This is a genomic window from Actinoplanes sp. NPDC019969 (assembly GCF_055562375.1).
On record NZ_JBVHFK010000007.1, the window covers coordinates 102,024 to 120,321 of the forward strand.

Genomic DNA, 18,298 nt, shown 5'->3' on the forward strand with positions numbered 1-18,298 from the left:
GCTTTATGAGCAGTACTCTTAAGTTCGGCTAACGTGAGCGGATGCTGGAGATCCGCCGTCTCGTGCTGCTGCGCGAACTCGCCATTCGCGGGACCATCGCGGCCGTCGCCGAGGCGCTCAACTTCACCCCGTCCGCGGTCAGCCAGCAGCTCAGCCAGCTGGAGAAGGAGACCGGCACCCAGCTGCTGCGCAAGGCCGGCCGCCGGGTCCAGCTCACCCCGCAGGCCGAGGTGCTGGTCGCCGAGGTCGGCGAGGTCCTGGACACCCTGGAGCGCGCCGAGGCCCGGTTGCAGGCCTCGGCGACCCGGGTCACCGGCCGGGTCCGGGTGGCCGTCTTCCAGTCGGCGGCGCTGGCCTTCATGCCCGCCACGCTTCGCGCCATGGCCTCCCTTTACCCCGATGTGCGGGTCGAGATGATCCAGCGGGAGCCCGAAGAGGCACTTCGTGAAACCTGGGCCCGCGACTTCGACATGGTGATCGCCGAGCAGTACCCCGCCCATGCCGCGCCACACCACCCCGGCCTGGACCGGCGCGACCTCACCACCGACGCGATCCGGCTGGCCCTGCCGTCCGAGGCCGAGTCGCTGCGCCCGGTCGATTCCCTGGAGACCGCCCGGGACATGCCGTGGGTGATGGAGCCGCGTGGCGCCGCGTCCCGGCATTTCGCCGAGCAGCTGTGCCGGCGGGCCGGGTTCGAGCCGGACGTCCGCTACGAGACCGCGGACCTGCAGGCCCACATGCGCCTGGTCGAGTCGGGCAACGCGGTCGCGCTCATCCCGGACCTGATCTGGGCCGGGCGCGGCAGCACGGCCCGGCTGCTGGAGCTGGAGGGATCGCCGCGGCGCACCATCTTCACCGCGCAACGCCTGGCGGGCGCGGCGTCACCGGCGGCGCGCGCCTTCCGCGACATCCTGGAGAAGAACGTTCTTTCCGGTACGGCATCCACCTGCGACGATGCGTGAATGTCCTTCGGGTTCGAGGCGAGCGGGATCGCCGTACGGGACCGCCCGTCCCGTGACGTCGCCGCCGCGCTGCGGCTGACCGGCCTGGCGGAATGCCCCGGGGGCGAGGGCGTCGACCGCGCCTACCGGGAGGGCGTCTTCGTGACCCCGCCGGTCCGCGGATGGACCCTCGCGCACGGCCGCCGCGACATGCACGCCCTGCTGGCCGCCGAGGAGAACCCGGACCTGGTGGCCTGGATGGCCCGGCCGGCCGGGAGCTCGGCGAGGTGCAGTACTCCGGCAACGAGCGCGGCTGGTCCCACCACGGCTGGATCCGGGCGGTGGAGCCTCGACCCGACCCGGCTCCCCGAGGACGAGATCGGCGGCCCAGGGCTCTACGGCTCGGCGGGATCCGCCGACTGAGACATTCTGCTCGGAACATGACGAGACATTGACGAACCGACCACGTCAGTGTCTGATCTTGTGGTCCCGGCCGCCCGACGGCGCGGCCGGAGCATGACGGCGCGCCGTCGTGGCCGCACACCGCGGTGGCGCGGAACGGGGGGAATCCGATGACCGAATTCAGCTACGGCGCCGCGGCCGGCCCGGCCGCCGCTCTCGAACGGATCGCCGCGTCGATGGAAGAGTTCCCGCGGAGCGCGCCGCGGGACACCGGCGCCCGCTTCCGCGGCAGCGATCCCGGCGGGCTGGCCACGGTGACGGCCGACGGGACCGGGCGGGTGACGGCGGTCCGGGTGGACCGGGACCGCTTCCCGCGCCGGTCGCCGGCGGCCCTGGGCCCGGCGCTGTTCGCGGCGTACCAGGCGGCCATGACTGAGGTCGTCGGATCGCTCACCCGCGCGATGGACGCCGCCGAGCCCGGCCCCGCGCCCTCCCCGCCGGCCGAACCCGCCGGGAGTTTCCGGGCGCCGAGCTTCGACGAGCTGCGGGAACGGCTGCGCGCCATCGAGGACCGCCAGTACGAGCGGCAGTACCACCGGGAGCGCCGCCGGGCGGCCCGGCCCGGCGACCGCACCCTGCACGGCCCGCACCGGCTCGTGACGGTCCTGGTCCGGGGCGGGGACGTCGGGGAGATCACGGTGCGGGACACCATCGGGCCGGCCGACGCCGCGGCGATCGAGCAGGACGTGCTCCGGGCGCTGCGGGCACTGCGCGCGGGCAACGACAGCGCGAGCAACGACAGCGCGGGCGACCGCGAGACGGGGGACGAGTGAGATGCCGGAGAACCGAGGAGAGGTCCGTGTCGTCCGCGAGGCGCTCGAGGACGAGGCGAAGAAGTGGGTGGAACTCGCCGGGCTGATGGAGAAGCAGCGCGGGATCGCGGGCGGGCTCGGGCTGAGCCCGATGGCGTTCTTCTGCGGTGACCCGATGACCGCGACCACGCTGTCCCAGGCGTACGACGACATCTTCAACCTGGTCCAGACGCTGCTCAAGGACGCCGAGGCGGAGTTCGACCAGATCGCCGGGGCGCTGCGCATCGCCCAGGACGAGTACGACGGCAGCGACCGGACGACGGCGGCCGCCTTCGTCCGGATCTACGGCAAGTAGGGGAGACGACGATGGCACCCGACCACTCCGTCGCCGAGGCGACCCTGCAGGCGGCGATCGACAAGCTGAACACCGAGGTCAACCGGATCACGCCGGAGTTCCACGGCCTCATCGCGAACATCAACGACTGCATGCGGACGGCGTCGTACATCTCGCCCGTCGCGGTCATGCTCTTCAGCGACAAGGTCCAGGAGCGGGTCGACCGGCTCAACGAACAACTGCTGCAGGTCGCCCAGGAGATCGGCCGGATCCTGGAGTCGTCCACGCCGATCGTCTCGCTGATCCACCGCAGCCGGGGCTGGGTCGAGGACGTGCTCCCGAAGCTCAGCGGGGCGGTCAGCATCGCGCGGGACATCCGGCCCAACGGCCTGCACGCCTGGGGCGGCGAGGCCGGCGACGCCTACCGGGAGAAGCGGTGGGGCCAGGAGAAGGCGCTGCAGGGCACCACCAACGTCGTCAAGGACACCGGCCAGTGGCTCGTCGACGTCGCCGCGCTCAACACCGCCTTCCTGGTCGACGTCACCCAGCCGGTCATCGACCTGGTCGAGTCGATCATCGAGGCGGCCATCGAGATCAGCACCGTCTTCGGCATCCTGGAGGCCATCGACACGGTCGCCGACGCGGTCGCCTCGGCCCTCACCGCCATCCTGGAGATCCTCAAGCGTGCCACCCGGCACATGGTGGACAGCGTGAGCGCGATGACCGAGGCGCGGATCATCAACAACAACAACGACGTGTTCCCCGGCGGCTCCTGGCCGCAGGCGGTCAACCGGTGACGGCGGCCTGAGCCTCAGACCCGTACCCGGCGCATGCAGCACACGTGGCCGCTGATGTCGATGGTCACCAGCTCCCAGTGGCGGGTCTCCAGGAACTCCACCGCGGACAGCATCTCGTCGGGCGGGCCGTTGTTGCCGGTCTTGAACCGGTACCTGCCGCCGCCGGCGAGCAGCGACGCCCCGGACGGGACGATGTAGATGTAGCGGAACGGGTAGGCGTCGAGTTGCACGCGGCCGGTGAGGATCTCATCGGCCGCGAAGATGCGGGGCGGTCGGGGCAGCACGGATCCACTATGCCGCAACGATCACCGCGATCGATCACTCGGGACAGGCGGGGAACTGCGGCCGGGTACGGGTGGTGAAGCGGCAGCCGAAGTCCGGGGCGGCGACCGTGCGGCGGTCCAGGATCGCGTCGCCGGACGGGCGGCGGCCGGTACGGGTCCAGGTGATCAGGTCGTCGAAGCCGCGTTTCAGCTCGTCCTGGGTGAAACCGCAGTGCGTGACGTCGCGAACCGCCCGGGACACGAACAGGCGGGACCGGCCGTTGGCGGCGGCGCGGCGGGCGTACTCCTGCTCCATCGAGAACGGGACGAACAGGTCGCCGATCCCGTGCAGGGACAGCACCGGGACCGGCGGGCGGCCGTCGACGCGGGGGATCCCGGAGAGGCCCGGGTCGGCGTACGCGGTCCGCCGCACCCGCAGCACCTCCGCGTTCAGCCGCCGTTCCGTCGCGGTGAGCCGCCACCCGTCGGTGGCCCGGTACAGCGTGCGCCGGTTGTCGGTGACGTTGCCCGGCGCGATGCCCGCGGTCCCGCCGGTCAGGCCGGGGTACACGCTGAACAGGAACGGCAGGCCGCCCTGCGACGCGGCGTTCCAGTAGGCGAACGCCCCCGGGAAACCGGGCCGCTCCCCGCCGGAGCGCCGTTCCAGCACGTCGGACCAGGTGCGGCCGGCCTCCGTACCGGTCAAACTGGTCGTGATCTCTCCCACCTGCTGCGCCCAGCGGGCCGGGAAACCCGCGTCCGGCTGCAGCGGGAACGCGATGTCGACGTCCGCGAGAGCGGCCGCGGTGACATTGGCGTCGAGGAAGTAGTCGAACAGCTCGGTGTCGCCGAGAACCCCGCAGTACGGCATCGCGCCGGTGAAGGACCGCGGGAACTCCTCGACGGCGACCGCGGTGACGTGGCCGCCCATCGACGCGCCGGTGATGTAGACGTCCCGCGGCCGTTTCCCGGTGACCTGCCGGAAGACGCCGATCAGCGCGTGCGTGTCCCGGACGCCCTGGCCCACGTCGTACCCGTTGGTGGCGTAGCTGGACGCCGCCCACGCGTAACCCCGGGCGATGTAGTGCGCCCGCAGGTCCGGGTCGCTGACGTGGACGGTCGTGCCGGTCCCGCGGTAGCCGTGGGCGTAGACGACGAGCTGCCCGTTCCAGCGGTCCGGGACCTCGATCCGGTACGCCGCGCCGTCCCGGACCCCGGTGTGGGTGCGGGCGCCGGGCAGCGCGGTGAACGGGGCGCCGTCCAGCCCGCAGTCCGGATCGGCGACCAGATAGCCGGGTCTCGTGGTGCTCGGCGTGGGGGCGGAGCACCCGGGTTCGGCTGCCGCCGCCGGTGATCCGGTCAGGATCCCGGCGATCAGTGCGGCGACGAGTACGGCCCGGCGAATGATCATCGCGTTACCTCCCGGTAACATCCAATGACCGTCACCGATCCCTGTCAAGGACCCCGTGCAGCGCCGCCCACTGCAGCAGCATGATCGTCTTGGCGTCGGCGATCTCCCCGGTCCCGATCATCTTCAGCGCGGCATCGAACGACAGCTCCACCGCCTCGATGTCCTCACCCTCCTCGGCGAGCCCGCCGCCGCCGGAGGTGCGGGAGGCCGCGGAGTACGGCGCGGCGAAACAGTGCAGCCGCTCGGTCACCGAGCCGGGGCTGGTCCAGACCTTGAAGACCTCGGTCAGCTCGCCGACCGTCACGCCCAGCTCCTCGGCCGCCTCACGGCGGATCGCGGCGGCCGGGTCGTCGCCGTCGAGCAGGCCGGCGGCGGTCTCCAGGAACATCCCGTCGGGGTGGCCGTTGACGTACACCGGATAACGGAACTGCCTGGTCAGCAGTACCGTCCGGCGACCCGGGTCGTAGAGCAGGACGGTCGCGCCGTCGCCCCGGTCGTACGTCTCCCGCTGCTGCCGCGACCAGCTGCCGTCCCGCCCGCGGTAGTCGAAGGTGGTGCGGCGCAGCGTGTGCCAGGCCTTCGCGATCAGCTCGACATCGCGGACGACGACGTTCGGGTTGCCGCTCATCCCGCGTATCCCGGGACCTCGGCCAGGCTGTGATAGACGGGAATTCCGCGTTTTTGCGCGATTGCCACGTCCTGGTCGGCACCCCTCGACGCGCCCGGCAGCCGCAGCACCGCGTCGCACGCCTCCAGGAGACGTTCCGCCGCCGGGTACATGATGTGCTCGGCGATCGGGTCGGCGACGCTCGTGCCACCGGCGCCGCGCAGCACCGGAAGGGCCACCCACTCGCCGATCATCGGCACGTGGCCGGCCTGGAAGATCGGCCAGGCGGCCTCCTCGAGACGGCGCAGGTTGGCCCTGAGCAGGGCGGGGTCGTCACCGGTGCCGGAGCGGTAGGGTCCGGCGATCAGAATCATCATGGCCGGTAACCTACACTGGCAAACGCGCAATAATCGATAAAAGTAAGGGGAAACACGGAATGCTGGCGGCGGAACGTCGGGACTTCCTCATGGAGCGGCTGCGAGCCGACGGCAAACTGGTGGCCAAGGAGATCGCCGCCGAACTCGGCGTCGCCGAGGACAGCATCCGCCGCGACCTGCGCGAGATGGCCGCGGCCGGGCTCTGCCAGCGGGTCTACGGCGGAGCGCTGCCGGTCTCCCCGGCGCTCGCCGACTACGCGACCCGGGCCGGCGTCGCGACCTCCAGCAAGGAACGCGTCGCGGCAGCGGCCGCCGCACTGATCCGTCCCGGCGCGACAGTGCTGCTGGACGGCGGCACGACGGCGCTCGCGGTCACCGCCGCCCTGCCACCCGATCTGACCGCCACCATCGTCACGCACAGCCCGACCGTCGCCGCGGCCCTCGTCGGTCACCCCGCCGTCGACGTCTACGTGCTCGGCGGCCGCCTCTTCAAACACTCGGCAGTGACCTGCGGCGCCGCAACGTCAGAGGCGGCCCGCTCGATCGCCGCCGACCTGTTCCTGCTCGGCGTCACCGGCGTCCACCACGAGGCCGGCCTCACCACCGGCGACCCCGACGAGGCCGCGATGAAACGAACCCTGGCCGGCCGCGCCGCCGAGACGTACGTGCTCGCCAGCAGCGAGAAGATCGGCGCCGCCTCCCCGTTCCTGGTCCTCCCCGCCGACCAGGTCACCGCCGTCATCACCGACGCACCCACCGCCCATCCCGCCCTCACCGGCCTTCCGATCATCCCGGCGTGACCGGCCGCCGCTCGCCGGCCGCCAGCCGTCGCCCAGGCATCTCATGGCTTGCGCATGGCCGGTCCGGCGTACGGCTGACCCGCCCTGCCGTACGCCAGACCGGTTCCCCGGCGGCCGAGAGATGTCCGAACGACGGCTGGCGGTCTGCGGGGTGGAGACAGCCACCAGAACCAGCCGGGTCGCCATGGTCACCGTTCGGGGATGAGGAGTTTCTCCAGGAGGGTGGCGACGCGGTCGGCGTCGGCGGGGGCAGTGCGCCAGTTGGAGAAGGCGGCGCGCAACGCGGGGCGGCCCTGGTGGACGGTCGGGGTCAGGAAGGCCTCACCGGAGTCGGCGATGGCCTGGACCAGGGTGGGGACGTCGGCGGGGACGGTGAAGCAGACGACGTTCAGGCGTACCGGGGCAAGCAGGTGAACGCCCGGGATGGCCGTGAGGCGCTCGCCCAGCCGGTGGGCAGCGGAGATCGCGCCGGTGACGATCGCTCGGTGGCCGTCGGCGCCGTACGCGGCCACCGTGAACCAGGCGGCCAGGGCGCGTAGCCGGCGGGAGTTCTCCGGGGTGAGGTGGCAGTGGTCGGGGTCGCCGGAGACGGCGGGCAGGTAGGCGGCGGCGTTCTGGAAGACCGGCACCTGCAGGTCGCGGTGGCGGGTGAACTGGACCGCGGCGTCGTACGGGACGTTCAGCCATTTGTGCAGGTCGACGCAGACCGAGTCGGCGTCGGTGAGGCCGTCGACCAGGTGCGCGTGCGCGGGCGAGAGGGCGGCGAAACCGCCGAACGCGGCGTCCACGTGCAGCCAGAACGGGTAGCGGTCGCGCAGCGCGGCGATGGCGCGGAGGTCGTCGAAGTCGACCGTGTTGACCGTTCCGGCGTTGGCGACGACGATCGCCGGCCTGCCGTTCAGCGCTTCCAGGGCTTCGGCCAGCGCGGACACGTCGACGGCCTCCCGGTCCGGCAGCGTGGCGACCGGGCGCAGCGCGTCACGGCCGAGGCCCAGGACGGACAGGGCCTTGAAGACGCTGCTGTGGGCGGCGCCGGACAGCACCGTGATCTCGCCGAGGGCGGCCAGGCCCTGCCGGGCGACGTCCACGCCGAGCCGCCGGCCGATCCACTCCCGGCCGATGGCGAGGCCGACCAGGTTGGACATGGTGGCGCCGCTGACGAAGGCGCCGCTGTGCTCCGGGCCGAGACCGAACATCTCGCGCAGCCAGGCGACCGTCTCGTCCTCGAGAGCGGCGGCGGTGGATCCGGCGCGGTTGGAGCCGTTCTGGTCGAACGTGCCGGTCAGCCAGTCGCCGGCGAGCGCCGCCGGGGTCGCGCCGCCGGTGACGAAACCCAGGTAGCGGGGGCCGGCGCTGCCGGAGAAACCGGGCGCCCAGCGGCGCTGGAACGCGGCGAGAGCACCTGACGTGCCCGCGCCCGTGACCGGCAGCGGCGCGGCGGGGATGCCGGGCGGGGCCGGCGCGACCGGGCGTTCGTCCAGGCCGGCCAGGACGGACACGGCGTAGTCGCGGGTGGCCTGCAACAGTGCGGGCAGGGCGGCCAGATCGTCGGCGAGAGGTGGGTGCACACCTCACCGTAGGAACCCGGCGCCCCGCCCGTCGCGGTCCACTTCTGCGAAGCTGGCCTCAGACCCGGTGGGTGATCGGGATGCGCCAGAGCGGGTCGGCGATCTCCCGGTCGGCGCGGCGGCGGACGACCAGGAGCCAGGCGATGCCGACCAGTGAGACGCCGACCAGGCCGCCCCAGGACAGCACGGTGAACAGGTGCGGCTCGCGCGCCACGTCCGTGATCACCTGGGCGATGCTCTGCCAGCCGTCCCACAGGGCGTGCAGGATCGAGACGCCGAGGTACGTGGCCAGCAGGCGCCCGGTGAACGCGAAGTGGCTCCGGCCGCTCGCCGAGAACAGGACGCCACCCAGGATCGCGGTCCACAGGCCGTGACCGACCGGGGCCAGCACCCCGCGCAGCAGCTCCGTCTCGACCAGGGTCATCAGGGACAGGCCCTGCTGGGTGAAGAGGGCGGTGAACGCGTACCCGGCGGATTCGAAAGCGGCGAAACCGAATCCGACCGAGGCGCCGAGGATCACGCCGTCGACCGCGTACTTGTGGTGCAGGCGGCGGCACAGGAAGGCGAGGGCGGCGAGTTTCGCGGCCTCCTCGATCAGGCCGACGCCGAGGAAGAACAGCGGGCTGGGGTGCAGCAGGTACGTCTCCAGCAGCGACGCGGCCAGCACACCCAGCACACCGCCGGTGACGAACGTGCTGAACAGCAGCTCGGCGGTGACCTCGCCGCTGTGCCGTTTGGTGAACGCCCAGAGCACGAAGGTGACCGGCACCAGGAAACTGCCGAGCAGCACCAGGGTGGGGATCAGGTTGGGGTTGCCGGTGGCGAAGGTGACCACCACGGTCAACAGCCACAGTCCGAAGCCGGTCAGGAAGACCCGCCGCCACAGTTTCATTCCGCGCCTCCAGCGTTCGAGCGGTGCGGCACCCGGATACCCGCCGGGGTGCCGCGCCACGCGAGATTGAGACGTACGAGTCAGCGACGGGTGTAGATGAATCCCAGTTTGTCCACCGCGCTCCCGGATCGGCCGTGGAAGCCGGCGATCTGGAAGCCGTTCGGGGCGGTCCTGGTCACGCAGTCCGGTGTGGTGGTGCCGCCGGCGATGCTGTTCCCCGCCGAGGTCGTGAACTCGGCGTAGAAGACCCGCGTGTGCCCGTTGTATGCGGCGCGGCAGAGCTGGGCGCTCGTCACGTACTCCGACGGGCCGAGAGTGAGGGACTTCGCCGTGCCGCCGGTGCCGCCGTGCGCCAGTCCACCAAGGCTCACCTGGTCGACCCGTGACCCGGCGCGCAGCCCCACGGTCGAGGGCTTGGCCGGGATGTCGGAGATGTCATTGAAAAAGGTGCCGTGCGGGCCGCCGAACTGCTCGCTCAGCGCCAGGTCCGGATTCGCCGACCAGGTGAACGACGCGCTGATCGGATAGTGGTCGGACAGCTTCGTGAACGCGGCCTCCTCGTTGTGGTAGTCCGTCGCGTTCAGGGTGACCGCCCGGCTGCCCCGGTACAGAATCTTGTCGACCACCTCGCAGCTGTCGGTCAGCGCCGCCGCGTCGCAGACCAGCGCGTCCGCCCCGGCCGCCGGCGGGGTGCCGCCCCGCTCCAGATCCACCCACGCGTCGGTCAGCCCGTTGTCCGCCGCGAACTGCCGGATCGTGTCGGCGGCCCGGGTGTACCGGGTGTTGGTGTCGCCCATGACGATCACCGCGTTGCCCGCCGAGCGCGTGGCGATGAAGGCGGTGAGCTGGCGCAGGTTGTCGGCGCGGGACTGCTGGTCACCCGTACTCGTCCCGGCGTTGGTGTGCAGGTTGTAGAAGTCGACCCAGGCGCCTTCGGCGAGGCGGTGCCGGGCGAACGTGAAGCCCTTCGGGGTGAGGCAGTCACCGGAGTCGAACTGGCAGGAGTCCCAGTCGCCGCGTTCGAAGTCGTCGCTGTCGTAGGCGTACCGCGCAAGGGTGTTGAGCCCGGAGCCGATTCCCGCGCCGCCGCTGGTGGGGGTGCGGTGGGCGTGCGTGGTGTCGGCCGCGTACAGGTGGGCGTGGTAGTTGAAGTCCTCCTGCACGTGCACGATGTCGAACGGGCCGAGCCGCTGCCCGATCGCCGTGTGCGCGGTCTTCCGGTCGGTCTCCGCGCTGGAGATGAACCCGGGGAGCCCGGCGACGTTGTAGGTGAGGACGGAGAAGGAGCCGCCGGCCGCGTGTGCCGGGGCGGCGGGCGCGACGGCGAGCGTGCCGGCGAGGGCGGCGAACGCCACGAGAGCGCGTTTCATGGGCCGCAGCCTTCCATCGACGACTGTCGTCAGGGAAGGTCATTCGAGCGTTGTTCACGTTCACAACAGCACCGGTTGGGAAATCGGTCGTTCGATCCACCAAGACTGAACGGGATCTTGCCCCCGCATGTTGTGGAGTTCCCGTGAACGTCAGCCGCCGTACCCTCCTGATCGCCGGCGCCGCCGGCACCGCCGGTTTGGTGGCCGGCCCCGCCGGCATCGCCCGGGCTGCCGGGAGTACGGCCGCGAACTTCATCGACGCCTACAAGACCAACACCACCGCGAACCTGACCGCCGAGACCAACGCCGCCGTACGGATCCTCTCCGGCTTCCAGCAGGTGTGGAGTACCGGGACCGCGTGGAACACCGGCACCGTCCTGGACGCCGCCTTCCTGCGCGCCAACGTCCGCTACGTCGTCACGACCACCCGCAACCGGACCGCCGCCGAGGCCGCCCGCTCGTTCGTCGTCGACCGCCAGCACCAGTCGTACTCGGTGATCGCCGGCCTCGGCCCGCTCGCCCCGGTCTACAAGGCGGGCGCCCTCGCCGTCACCGGCATCACCGAGGCCCCCGCCACCACCCCGGCGACCACCGTCAGCGACGCCGTCCCGGCCGGCGCGCCCGCCGGGTCCACCCTCGGCGCCGGCAACCCGGCCTCGGCCCTCGGCAAGGTCGTCACGCTGGTCAACACGGTCCGCGGCAACTGGTCCTCCGGCAACCCGGCCAAGTTCTCCTACCAGTACCCGCGCCCGTGGCGGCTCACCGGCGACAGCACCGTCGTGCCGACCGGCGCGACCGACGAGCTCGGATACCCGGTCTACCGCTCGGACGTCGTGGTGACCCCGCAACTGCTGCGCCAGCGCAGCACCAACCCGGCCGAGGACGGCGGGTACGTCAGCGGGCACACCAACGCGCTGTACATGGCGGCGCTGGCATTCGCGTACGCGGTGCCGGAACGGTTCCAGGAACTCGTCACGGCGGCGTACGACCTCGCGCACACCCGCATCGTCACCGGCATGCACTCGCCGGTCGACGTGATCGGCGGCCGGATCCTCGGCACCGCCCTCACCGCCGCCATCCTCAGCGACCCGGCCAACGCGACCCTCAAGGCGGAGGCCCGCGCGCAGGCCCTGGCGTACTTCCAGGCCCAGGCCGGCCCGGACGTCTTCGCCGCGGCGCACCGCTCGCACGGCGACGACGAGTACGCCGACCGGGACGCCAACGCGGCCATCGTCACGCCGAAGGTCACCTACGGTCTGCCGGCGCGCCGGTCGAACGTGCGGTTCGTGGTGCCGGCCGGCGCCGAGGTGCTCCTCGAGACGCGGCTGCCCTACCTGGACGCCGCGCAGCGCCGGGAAGTGCTGCGGACCACCGGGTACGCGGCCGGCAACCCGATCCTGGACGGTCCCGAACAGTGGGGGCGGATCAACCTGTTCGCGGCTGCTGACGGTTACGGGGCGTTCGACACGACGGTGGCCGTCACGCTCGACGCGGCGGCCGGGGGCTTCTCCGCCGCCGACACGTGGCGTAACGACATCGACGGCAGGGGTGGGCTGATCAAGCTCGGCACCGGTGCGCTGACTCTCTCCGGGGACAACGCCTATCAGGGCGGGACGACCATTGCGCAGGGCACGCTGGTCGCCGGGTCCAAGTCGGCCCTGGGAGATGGGGACGTCACGGTCAGTGGGGGCACGTTGCGCCTGGCGGCTCCGAAGGTGCACGTCCGTGGGGCGGCCCGGATCAGCTCCGGCGTCCTGGCGGTCACGGTCCGTCCGCACGGGGCGGCGCCGCTCACCGTCGGTGACGATGCGGTTGTCGGGGCGCATGCGGTGCTGGAGATCGAGGTGGCCAAGTCCGACAAATACGACTCGGTCGTTCCGGTGATCAAGGCGCGGAAGATCCGGGGCCGGTTCGCGAAGGTGGTCGTGAAGACCCCCGGCTACCAGGCCATCCTGGTCCACCAGGGCGACACCGTCGGCGTACGCCTCCGCAAGAGCTGACTTCCCGGTACGCGCCCGCCGTCGCCGAGCCCGCTCTCACCCCCAGGGTGACCAGCCTCAGCGACGGCCGGCGTCGTGGGCCGTCGCTGAGAACGGTTTCGGGGTGGCGGTTGCCGGGCTCGGCGACGGCTGGGGTCCTCGGCCGTCGTTCAGGACGGTTTCGGGGTGGCGGTTGCCGGGCTTGGCGACGGCTGGCGGGCTGGTTGTCGGCGGTGGAAAGCGGTCGCCGGGGCCCTTACGGTGGGCGCGATGAACGGTCATGAGGAGACGGTTGCGTACGAGCCGGTGGAGACGTTGTTCGGGGCGTTGCAGCGCGGTCTGGGGCGGGGCGCGATCCGGGCGGCTGCGGAGGGCGACGCCGGCGCGGCGGTGTTCCGGTGCCTGGCGCGGGACCAGCGCTGGGACACCCAAGTAGAAGAACGTTCTGTCTACCTTGCCCGGCTCGTCCGTGACCTCGGACTGCCCGTCGCGCCGCTCCTGGCGCTGCTCGACGACCCGCCCGGCCTGGACGACCACCGCCGGGACGAGACGTTCGGGAACGTTCTGAGTGTCCTGACGCTACTGGGCACGGCAGGCGACGAGGAGGCCGCGGACGGTCTGCGGTGCTACGTCGGCACGGGGCCGCGCTGGGCCGCCGTGCTGGAGCAGATGGCCGAGGACTGGCCGCGTGACCGGTGGGACGGCCTGCTGACGGTGGCCCGGGAGCGGATCGCGGACGCCGGGGACGGTATCTGGTGGGACACCGGGCCGTGGACCGACTGGGCAGCCGGCGACGAGACGATCGCCGCCCGTGTGGCCGAACGGTCCGCGGTACGGCGGCCGTGGCCCGCGCCGGCCGGTGTTCCGGCGGAGGACCTGCTGGCTGCGGTAGCCGCCGGCGATCGACGGCAGCGGGTGAACGCGCTGTCCGAACTGAACCGGCGCGGCCCGCAGCCGGCCCTGCTCCCGATCATCGAGGACCTGGCCGCGTCCGGCGGGGTCACCGGGCCGCTGACCAGGGCCGTCCGGCTGCTCGGCGACCGGGCGATCTGGGCCGCCCGCCGCTGGGCCGCCGACCCCGGGCATCCGCTGTGGTGGTGCGGGGTCGGCGTGCTGGCCGTCCACGGCGACTGGTCGGACGGCCCGGCCCTGCTCGACGCCTGGGATCACCTGGACGCCACCGGTGATCTGTGCGGGTACGACACCGTGCTGGACGGCCTGATCCGCCTCAACGACGGCGAGGCCGACCGGTGGATCCCGCGGCTGCACGGCCTGTGGCTGTCGCCGCACAGTCACGAGCGGGCCGCTTACCTGCGGGCGATCCGGTTCGCCGATCCGCGTGCCGCGGCGCCGTTGTACGCCGAAGGGCTGTGGGACTGCCAGTCCGCGGTCCGGCTGCTGTCCGCCGAGTGCGTCCGGCTCACCCCGGAGAACCGCGCCCGCCTGGCCTACCTGCGGGACGACCCGATCGAGGACGAGGAGGTACGGGCGGTCGCCGCGGCCCGGACCCGAGACTGAACCCCGGCTGGCCCTCATGGCTGTCCCGAGCGCGGTGAGACAGCCATGAGAACCAGCCGGGGGTAACCAGCCGGCGCCTCACCGAGGGTTCAGGACTCGGTGAGGCGCCGGCTGGTGAAGGGGATCAGACCGTGATGTTCCACTGCTGGCAGGCGTTGCCGAGCGAGGCCCACTGGCGGACCGCGGTGCCGTCGGTGGCGGCGCAGTTGGTGACGTCGAGGACCATGCCGTTGCCCCGGTTGGCGATCAGGTACCCGCCGTTGATCGGGGTGAGGCTCCACTCCTGGCAGAAGTTGTTCAGGTTGGCCCACAGGTTGACCGCGGTGCCGTTGGCGGTGCCGCAGTTGACCGAGTCGAGGACGGTGCCGCTGTTGGCGTTGGTGATCCGGTAGTAGTTGCTGGTCGTCCTGGTGAACGTCCACTGCTGGCAGGCGTTGCCGAGCGACGACCACTGCTGGACGGCGGTGCCGTTGGCGGTGCCGCAGTTCTGCGCGTCGAGGACCTTGCCGCTGTTCTGGTTGACGATCCGGTACCTCGTGCCGGCCACCGGGAAGGAGACCGTGCCACCCGGGTCGCCGGCGGGGGCGGTGAGGCTGGTGGAGAGCTTGTCCGGCGTACCCAGGTTGGGTGTGCCGTCGCTGTTGAAGGTGACCTTCTTGAGCCGGGTCGTCCGGGTCGCGCCGCAGCCCTGCGCGGTGGTCTCGTTGGCGTGGTACGCCATCCACGTCTCGGTGCCGTCGGGCGAGGTGAAGAACGAGTGGTGGCCGGGGCCGTAGACGCTGTTCGCGTCGGAGCGCTGGAAGATCGGGGTGGACTTCTTGGTCCAGGACGACGCCGACAGCGGGTTGGCGCCGGTCAGCGTCAGCATGCCGATCTTGTAGTCGGGGGTGTTGCAGGAGCTCGCCGAGAAGGTCAGGTACGTCTTCCCGCCGCGCTGCAGCACGTACGGCCCTTCTTCGGTGTTGCCGCCGACCTTCTCCCAGTCGTACGTGGGGTACGAGATCCGCGTCCCGTACGCGCTGACCGTCCACGGGTTGCTCATCGGCGCGATGAACAGGCTCTGCAGGTCACCGACCCAGGACGAGTACAGGAAGTAGTTCGCCCCGTTGATCGTCGCGACGCTGCCGTCGATCGCCCAGCCGTTGTTCGCCTGCACGTTGAGCTGGCCCTTGAACGTGTACGGGCCCATCGGGTTGTCCCCGGAGCTCTCCAGCACGAACGAGCGCTGCCCGTCACAGCAGGCCGCGGTGCCGGCCGAGTAGTAGAAGTACCAGCGGTAGCCGTTCGGCCCGTTGAGCCGGTGCATCGACGGCGCCCACACGTTGCAGCAGCTGGCGGCGGCGGTGCCGGTGTAGATCACCGACTCGGCCGCGCCGGGCAGGGCCGCCACCGAGGTGGCCCGCTTGATCACGATCTGGTTGTTCCAGGTGGTCGCGGCCAGGTAGTAGTAGCCGTTGTAGTAGCCCACCCAGGGGTCGGCGCCGTACGGCGCGGCCGCGACCGGGTTGGTGAAGGTGGTGGCCGCCTTGGCCGGGGACGCGGTGGCGGCTTCGATGGCGACGGCGGTGCTGAACAGCAGGAGGAGGACGGCTCCGAGACTTCTCAGGCGCGCAAGAGACATGGGGGAGTCCCTTCGAGGGGGATGTTGCCAGTATGTTAACGATCACAACATCACTGTCAAGAGCCTGAATATTCGCCGGTCACTGGCGCTGAGCGCGTTCCACCAGGTCAGCCGCCACGTCGCGAAGTTTGCGGTTGGCGTCCTGGGAGGCGCGGGACAGGATCGCGAACGCCTCGTCCGGCCCGCAGCGCCGCCGGCTCATGATGATGCCCTTGGCCTGCTCGATCATCGCCCGGCTCTCCATCGCCGCCTGCAACTGCCGGGCCACCGTCACGGTGGCGTCGTAGAGGTCGGCGTTGGCCAGGGCGACGGCCGCGTACTCGGCGAACGTGCGGGCCAGGGCCATCGCCTCGTCGTCGAAGGCGCGGGCCGTGACGGCGTAGAGGTTGATCGCGCCGCTCACGGTGTCCCGGATCGGCAGGCCGACCGAGAACGTGCTGCGCACCCCGAGCCGGGCGGCGTTCTCGTCCCAGCCCGGCCAGCGGGTCTCGGCGCGGACGTCCGGGACGCTGACCGTGCCGCGGGTCGCGGAGGCCTCCAGGCAGGGGCCACGGCCGTACGCGTACTGCCACTCGTCGATGGCGCGCGCGTAGTCGCCGGTGCTGGCCACGGTGTGCGGGCCGGTGTCGCGCACCAGGGTCACCGACACCTCGGACACGCCCGGGACGGCATGCTCGGCCAGCATCGCCACCTGGGTCAGGAATCCCGGCAGGTCCGTCTCGCCGAGGCTGATGCGCCCCAGCTCACGGAAAGCGTCGATCGGGTCCAAGTCCTCTTTGTAGCGCAGCGACCCGCTCACGTTCACCCGATGCGGTTATCGGCATGGCGACACGCCCGTTCGGGTCTACGCTGGTTCCGGGTCAAGACGGGTGCCCGGCCATCGCCGTGCCGGGAGGCCGCCCGTGACCGTGGACCGTTCGCTCCGAGTGCTGACCGTGCGCTCCCGGCTGGCCCGCAACAGTCGCGTGACGATCGCCCAGGTGTGTGTCGAGGGCGAGATCGACGCCGACAACGTCTCGGTGGTGCGTGCCGTCCTGCTGCACTCGATCGGCACCTATTCGCTGATCCACTGCGACCTCAGCGGCGTCACCTTCATCGCGGCCGCCGGGGTGAACACCCTCGCCGCCGCGGCTCGGCGGGCCGCCGCCCGGGGCGTACGCCTGGAACTGCACGGGGTCCACGGCATGACCCGCCAGGTGCTGGAGATCGCCGGGCTGGACCGGATATTGCCCATCTCGGGGTGACCCGCGGGGATCCCGCCACGTAGTATCGTGCTCTTGCGGCCGGTGCCCGTTACATCGACACCGGTCCCCAGCGTCAAGCAGCGGCGCGATCCCGAGGGCCGCCCGGCCCCCGGTGATTGATCGATCGAAGGCACGGCCGCCCGCAGCGGCCCGTGCTCCGCTGTGGGGATCCACTGACGTTGATGGCGCACGACCCGACCGACACCGCTGCCGCTTTCGCGGAGCTCGGTCGTATCAAGCTGGGCGAGACCGATCTCGACGGGGTCCTGAGCCGGGTCGCGGACCTGGCCCGGCGGACCGTTCCCGGGGCCGGGCAGGTCTCCATCACCCTGTTGCGCGATCGGGGCGCGGCCACCGTGGCGCACACCGGCGACGCCGCGCTGCGCCTCGACGAGGTCCAGTACGCCCATGGCGCCGGTCCCTGCCTGGAGGCGGCCCGCTCCCAGTCCACCGTCGACGTCCCGGACACCGCGGCGGACCCCCGGTGGAACCGCTGGGGCGCCGAGGCGGCGCGGGCCGGCATGGGCAGCGTCCTGTCGCTGGGCCTGCCGATCATGGAGGGCGTGAGCGGGGCCCTCAACGTGTACGGCGTGCCCGTGCGGGCGTTCGGCGAGGACGCGCTGGTCCTGGCGGAGACCTTCGTGCGGTACGCGGCCGTCGCCCTCGCCAACGCCCACCTCTACGACGCCACGGCGAGCCTGGCCCAGCACCTGCAGGCGGCGATGGAGAGCCGCGCGGTGATCGAGCAGGCCAAGGGCATCATCATGGGGGAGCGCCGGTGCGGCGCCGACGAGGCGTTCGCCATCCTCACCCGGGTCTCCCAGGACACCAACCGCAAACTGCGTGACGTCGCCGCCGCTCTGGTGGAGCGCACCCAGCGCGGCTAGATCGCGTGTGGATTCCGGGCGCGTATGACGGCCGAAATCCACACGCGGAATCAGGCGCTCACGTCCAGCCGGCCGGTGGTGCGCGGGCCGTGCTGGTCGAGGTGGCGCAGCGCCGCGTCGAGATAGCCGGCGATCGGGTTGCGGCCGGCCGGGTTCTCGTCGTACCGGCGGGCCAGGTCCCGCAGGTAGACCTCGGTGACCTCCTGACCGGGCGCGAGCCGTCCCGCGGACCGGTCGGCGGCGATCGCCGCGGCGAGCGAGTTGATCCAGCCCTGGCCCGGGACGGCGGCGTCGATCCGCTGGCCGGTGGCCTGGTAGATGAGTTCGCGGTCGCGGTCGGTGAGGGACGCGGCGTCCTCGCGGGCGGAGTGCCGGTCCCGGGCCGGGCGGGCGACGGCGCCGGGTGGGGTGATCAGGGAGCGGTACGGGTTCAACCGGGGAATGGACATGTGCGGGCACTACCTCCGGCCATGGA

20 protein-coding genes are annotated in these 18,298 nt (G+C 71.7%); 10 read left to right on the top strand and 10 right to left on the bottom strand.

Annotated features, from left to right (window positions below; genetic code table 11):
- Positions 1–41 precede the first annotated feature (41 nt).
- The 5 genes from ACZ3II_RS21665 (at position 42) to ACZ3II_RS21685 (ending at position 3,286) form a co-directional block, all read left to right on the top strand.
- Complete coding sequence (locus tag ACZ3II_RS21665) at positions 42–962, top strand: LysR family transcriptional regulator (protein WP_465519498.1); 921 nt, start codon at positions 42–44, stop codon at positions 960–962.
- Complete coding sequence (locus ACZ3II_RS21670; protein WP_465519499.1) at positions 963–1,364, top strand: hypothetical protein; 402 nt, start codon at positions 963–965, stop codon at positions 1,362–1,364.
- Between the two features lie 149 nt (positions 1,365–1,513).
- Positions 1,514–2,176 (top strand): hypothetical protein, encoded by a 663-nt coding sequence (locus tag ACZ3II_RS21675; protein WP_465519500.1) that lies wholly within the window; start codon positions 1,514–1,516, stop codon positions 2,174–2,176.
- 1 nt (position 2,177) lies between these two features.
- Complete coding sequence (locus ACZ3II_RS21680; protein WP_465519501.1) at positions 2,178–2,510, top strand: hypothetical protein; 333 nt, start codon at positions 2,178–2,180, stop codon at positions 2,508–2,510.
- An 11-nt stretch (positions 2,511–2,521) separates the two neighbouring features.
- Complete coding sequence (locus ACZ3II_RS21685; RefSeq protein WP_465519502.1) at positions 2,522–3,286, top strand: hypothetical protein; 765 nt, start codon at positions 2,522–2,524, stop codon at positions 3,284–3,286.
- A 14-nt stretch (positions 3,287–3,300) separates the two neighbouring features.
- On the opposite strand, the gene ACZ3II_RS21690 is transcribed toward ACZ3II_RS21685, so the two are convergent.
- From ACZ3II_RS21690 to ACZ3II_RS21705, 4 genes are read right to left on the bottom strand one after another with little or no spacing between them, the layout of a single operon-like run.
- Positions 3,301–3,570, bottom strand: coding sequence for a hypothetical protein (locus tag ACZ3II_RS21690; protein ID WP_465519503.1), 270 nt, complete (start codon positions 3,568–3,570; stop codon positions 3,301–3,303).
- A gap of 34 nt (positions 3,571–3,604) precedes the next feature.
- Positions 3,605–4,960, bottom strand: coding sequence for an alpha/beta hydrolase family protein (locus ACZ3II_RS21695; protein ID WP_465519504.1), 1,356 nt, complete (start codon positions 4,958–4,960; stop codon positions 3,605–3,607).
- A gap of 31 nt (positions 4,961–4,991) precedes the next feature.
- The gene (locus ACZ3II_RS21700; protein ID WP_465519505.1) at positions 4,992–5,588 is read right to left on the bottom strand and encodes an NUDIX domain-containing protein; all 597 of its coding nucleotides are present in this window, start codon (positions 5,586–5,588) and stop codon (positions 4,992–4,994) included.
- The gene (locus ACZ3II_RS21705; protein WP_465519506.1) at positions 5,585–5,944 is read right to left on the bottom strand and encodes a DUF4406 domain-containing protein; all 360 of its coding nucleotides are present in this window, start codon (positions 5,942–5,944) and stop codon (positions 5,585–5,587) included. Before ACZ3II_RS21705 ends, ACZ3II_RS21700 begins: the two co-directional genes overlap by 4 nt.
- 59 nt (positions 5,945–6,003) lie before the next feature.
- Here ACZ3II_RS21705 and ACZ3II_RS21710 point away from each other — a divergent pair, with 59 nt between their 5' ends.
- On the top strand, positions 6,004–6,744 hold the full coding sequence (locus ACZ3II_RS21710) for a DeoR/GlpR family DNA-binding transcription regulator (RefSeq protein WP_465519507.1): 741 nt from the start codon (positions 6,004–6,006) through the stop codon (positions 6,742–6,744).
- Positions 6,745–6,932: 188 nt separating this feature from the next.
- Here the strand turns inward: ACZ3II_RS21710 and ACZ3II_RS21715 are convergent, their stop codons facing one another.
- The 3 genes from ACZ3II_RS21715 to ACZ3II_RS21725 form a co-directional block, all read right to left on the bottom strand.
- Positions 6,933–8,312 (bottom strand): pyridoxal phosphate-dependent decarboxylase family protein, encoded by a 1,380-nt coding sequence (locus tag ACZ3II_RS21715; RefSeq protein WP_465519508.1) that lies wholly within the window; start codon positions 8,310–8,312, stop codon positions 6,933–6,935.
- 58 nt (positions 8,313–8,370) lie between these two features.
- Complete coding sequence (locus tag ACZ3II_RS21720) at positions 8,371–9,204, bottom strand: PrsW family intramembrane metalloprotease (protein ID WP_465519509.1); 834 nt, start codon at positions 9,202–9,204, stop codon at positions 8,371–8,373.
- A gap of 80 nt (positions 9,205–9,284) precedes the next feature.
- Positions 9,285–10,574 (bottom strand): jacalin-like lectin, encoded by a 1,290-nt coding sequence (locus tag ACZ3II_RS21725; RefSeq protein ID WP_465519510.1) that lies wholly within the window; start codon positions 10,572–10,574, stop codon positions 9,285–9,287.
- A 143-nt stretch (positions 10,575–10,717) separates the two neighbouring features.
- Here ACZ3II_RS21725 and ACZ3II_RS21730 point away from each other — a divergent pair, with 143 nt between their 5' ends.
- The gene (locus ACZ3II_RS21730; protein WP_465519511.1) at positions 10,718–12,574 is read left to right on the top strand and encodes a phosphatase PAP2 family protein; all 1,857 of its coding nucleotides are present in this window, start codon (positions 10,718–10,720) and stop codon (positions 12,572–12,574) included.
- A gap of 249 nt (positions 12,575–12,823) precedes the next feature.
- Positions 12,824–14,071 (top strand): hypothetical protein, encoded by a 1,248-nt coding sequence (locus tag ACZ3II_RS21735; protein ID WP_465519512.1) that lies wholly within the window; start codon positions 12,824–12,826, stop codon positions 14,069–14,071.
- Between the two features lie 124 nt (positions 14,072–14,195).
- On the opposite strand, the gene ACZ3II_RS21740 is transcribed toward ACZ3II_RS21735, so the two are convergent.
- The gene (locus ACZ3II_RS21740) at positions 14,196–15,692 is read right to left on the bottom strand and encodes a family 43 glycosylhydrolase (protein WP_465519513.1); all 1,497 of its coding nucleotides are present in this window, start codon (positions 15,690–15,692) and stop codon (positions 14,196–14,198) included.
- Between the two features lie 79 nt (positions 15,693–15,771).
- On the bottom strand, positions 15,772–16,461 hold the full coding sequence (locus tag ACZ3II_RS21745; protein WP_465519514.1) for a GAF and ANTAR domain-containing protein: 690 nt from the start codon (positions 16,459–16,461) through the stop codon (positions 15,772–15,774).
- 133 nt (positions 16,462–16,594) lie between these two features.
- On the opposite strand from ACZ3II_RS21745, the gene ACZ3II_RS21750 reads away from it, so the two are divergent.
- Positions 16,595–16,936 (top strand): STAS domain-containing protein, encoded by a 342-nt coding sequence (locus ACZ3II_RS21750; protein WP_465519515.1) that lies wholly within the window; start codon positions 16,595–16,597, stop codon positions 16,934–16,936.
- 182 nt (positions 16,937–17,118) lie between these two features.
- A complete protein-coding gene (locus ACZ3II_RS21755; RefSeq protein ID WP_465519516.1) occupies positions 17,119–17,823 on the top strand; it encodes a GAF and ANTAR domain-containing protein in 705 nt (234 codons plus the stop codon).
- A gap of 50 nt (positions 17,824–17,873) precedes the next feature.
- Here the strand turns inward: ACZ3II_RS21755 and ACZ3II_RS21760 are convergent, their stop codons facing one another.
- Entirely contained in the window at positions 17,874–18,272 is a 399-nt protein-coding gene (locus ACZ3II_RS21760) for a hypothetical protein (protein ID WP_465519517.1), read from the bottom strand.
- Positions 18,273–18,298 lie beyond the last annotated feature (26 nt).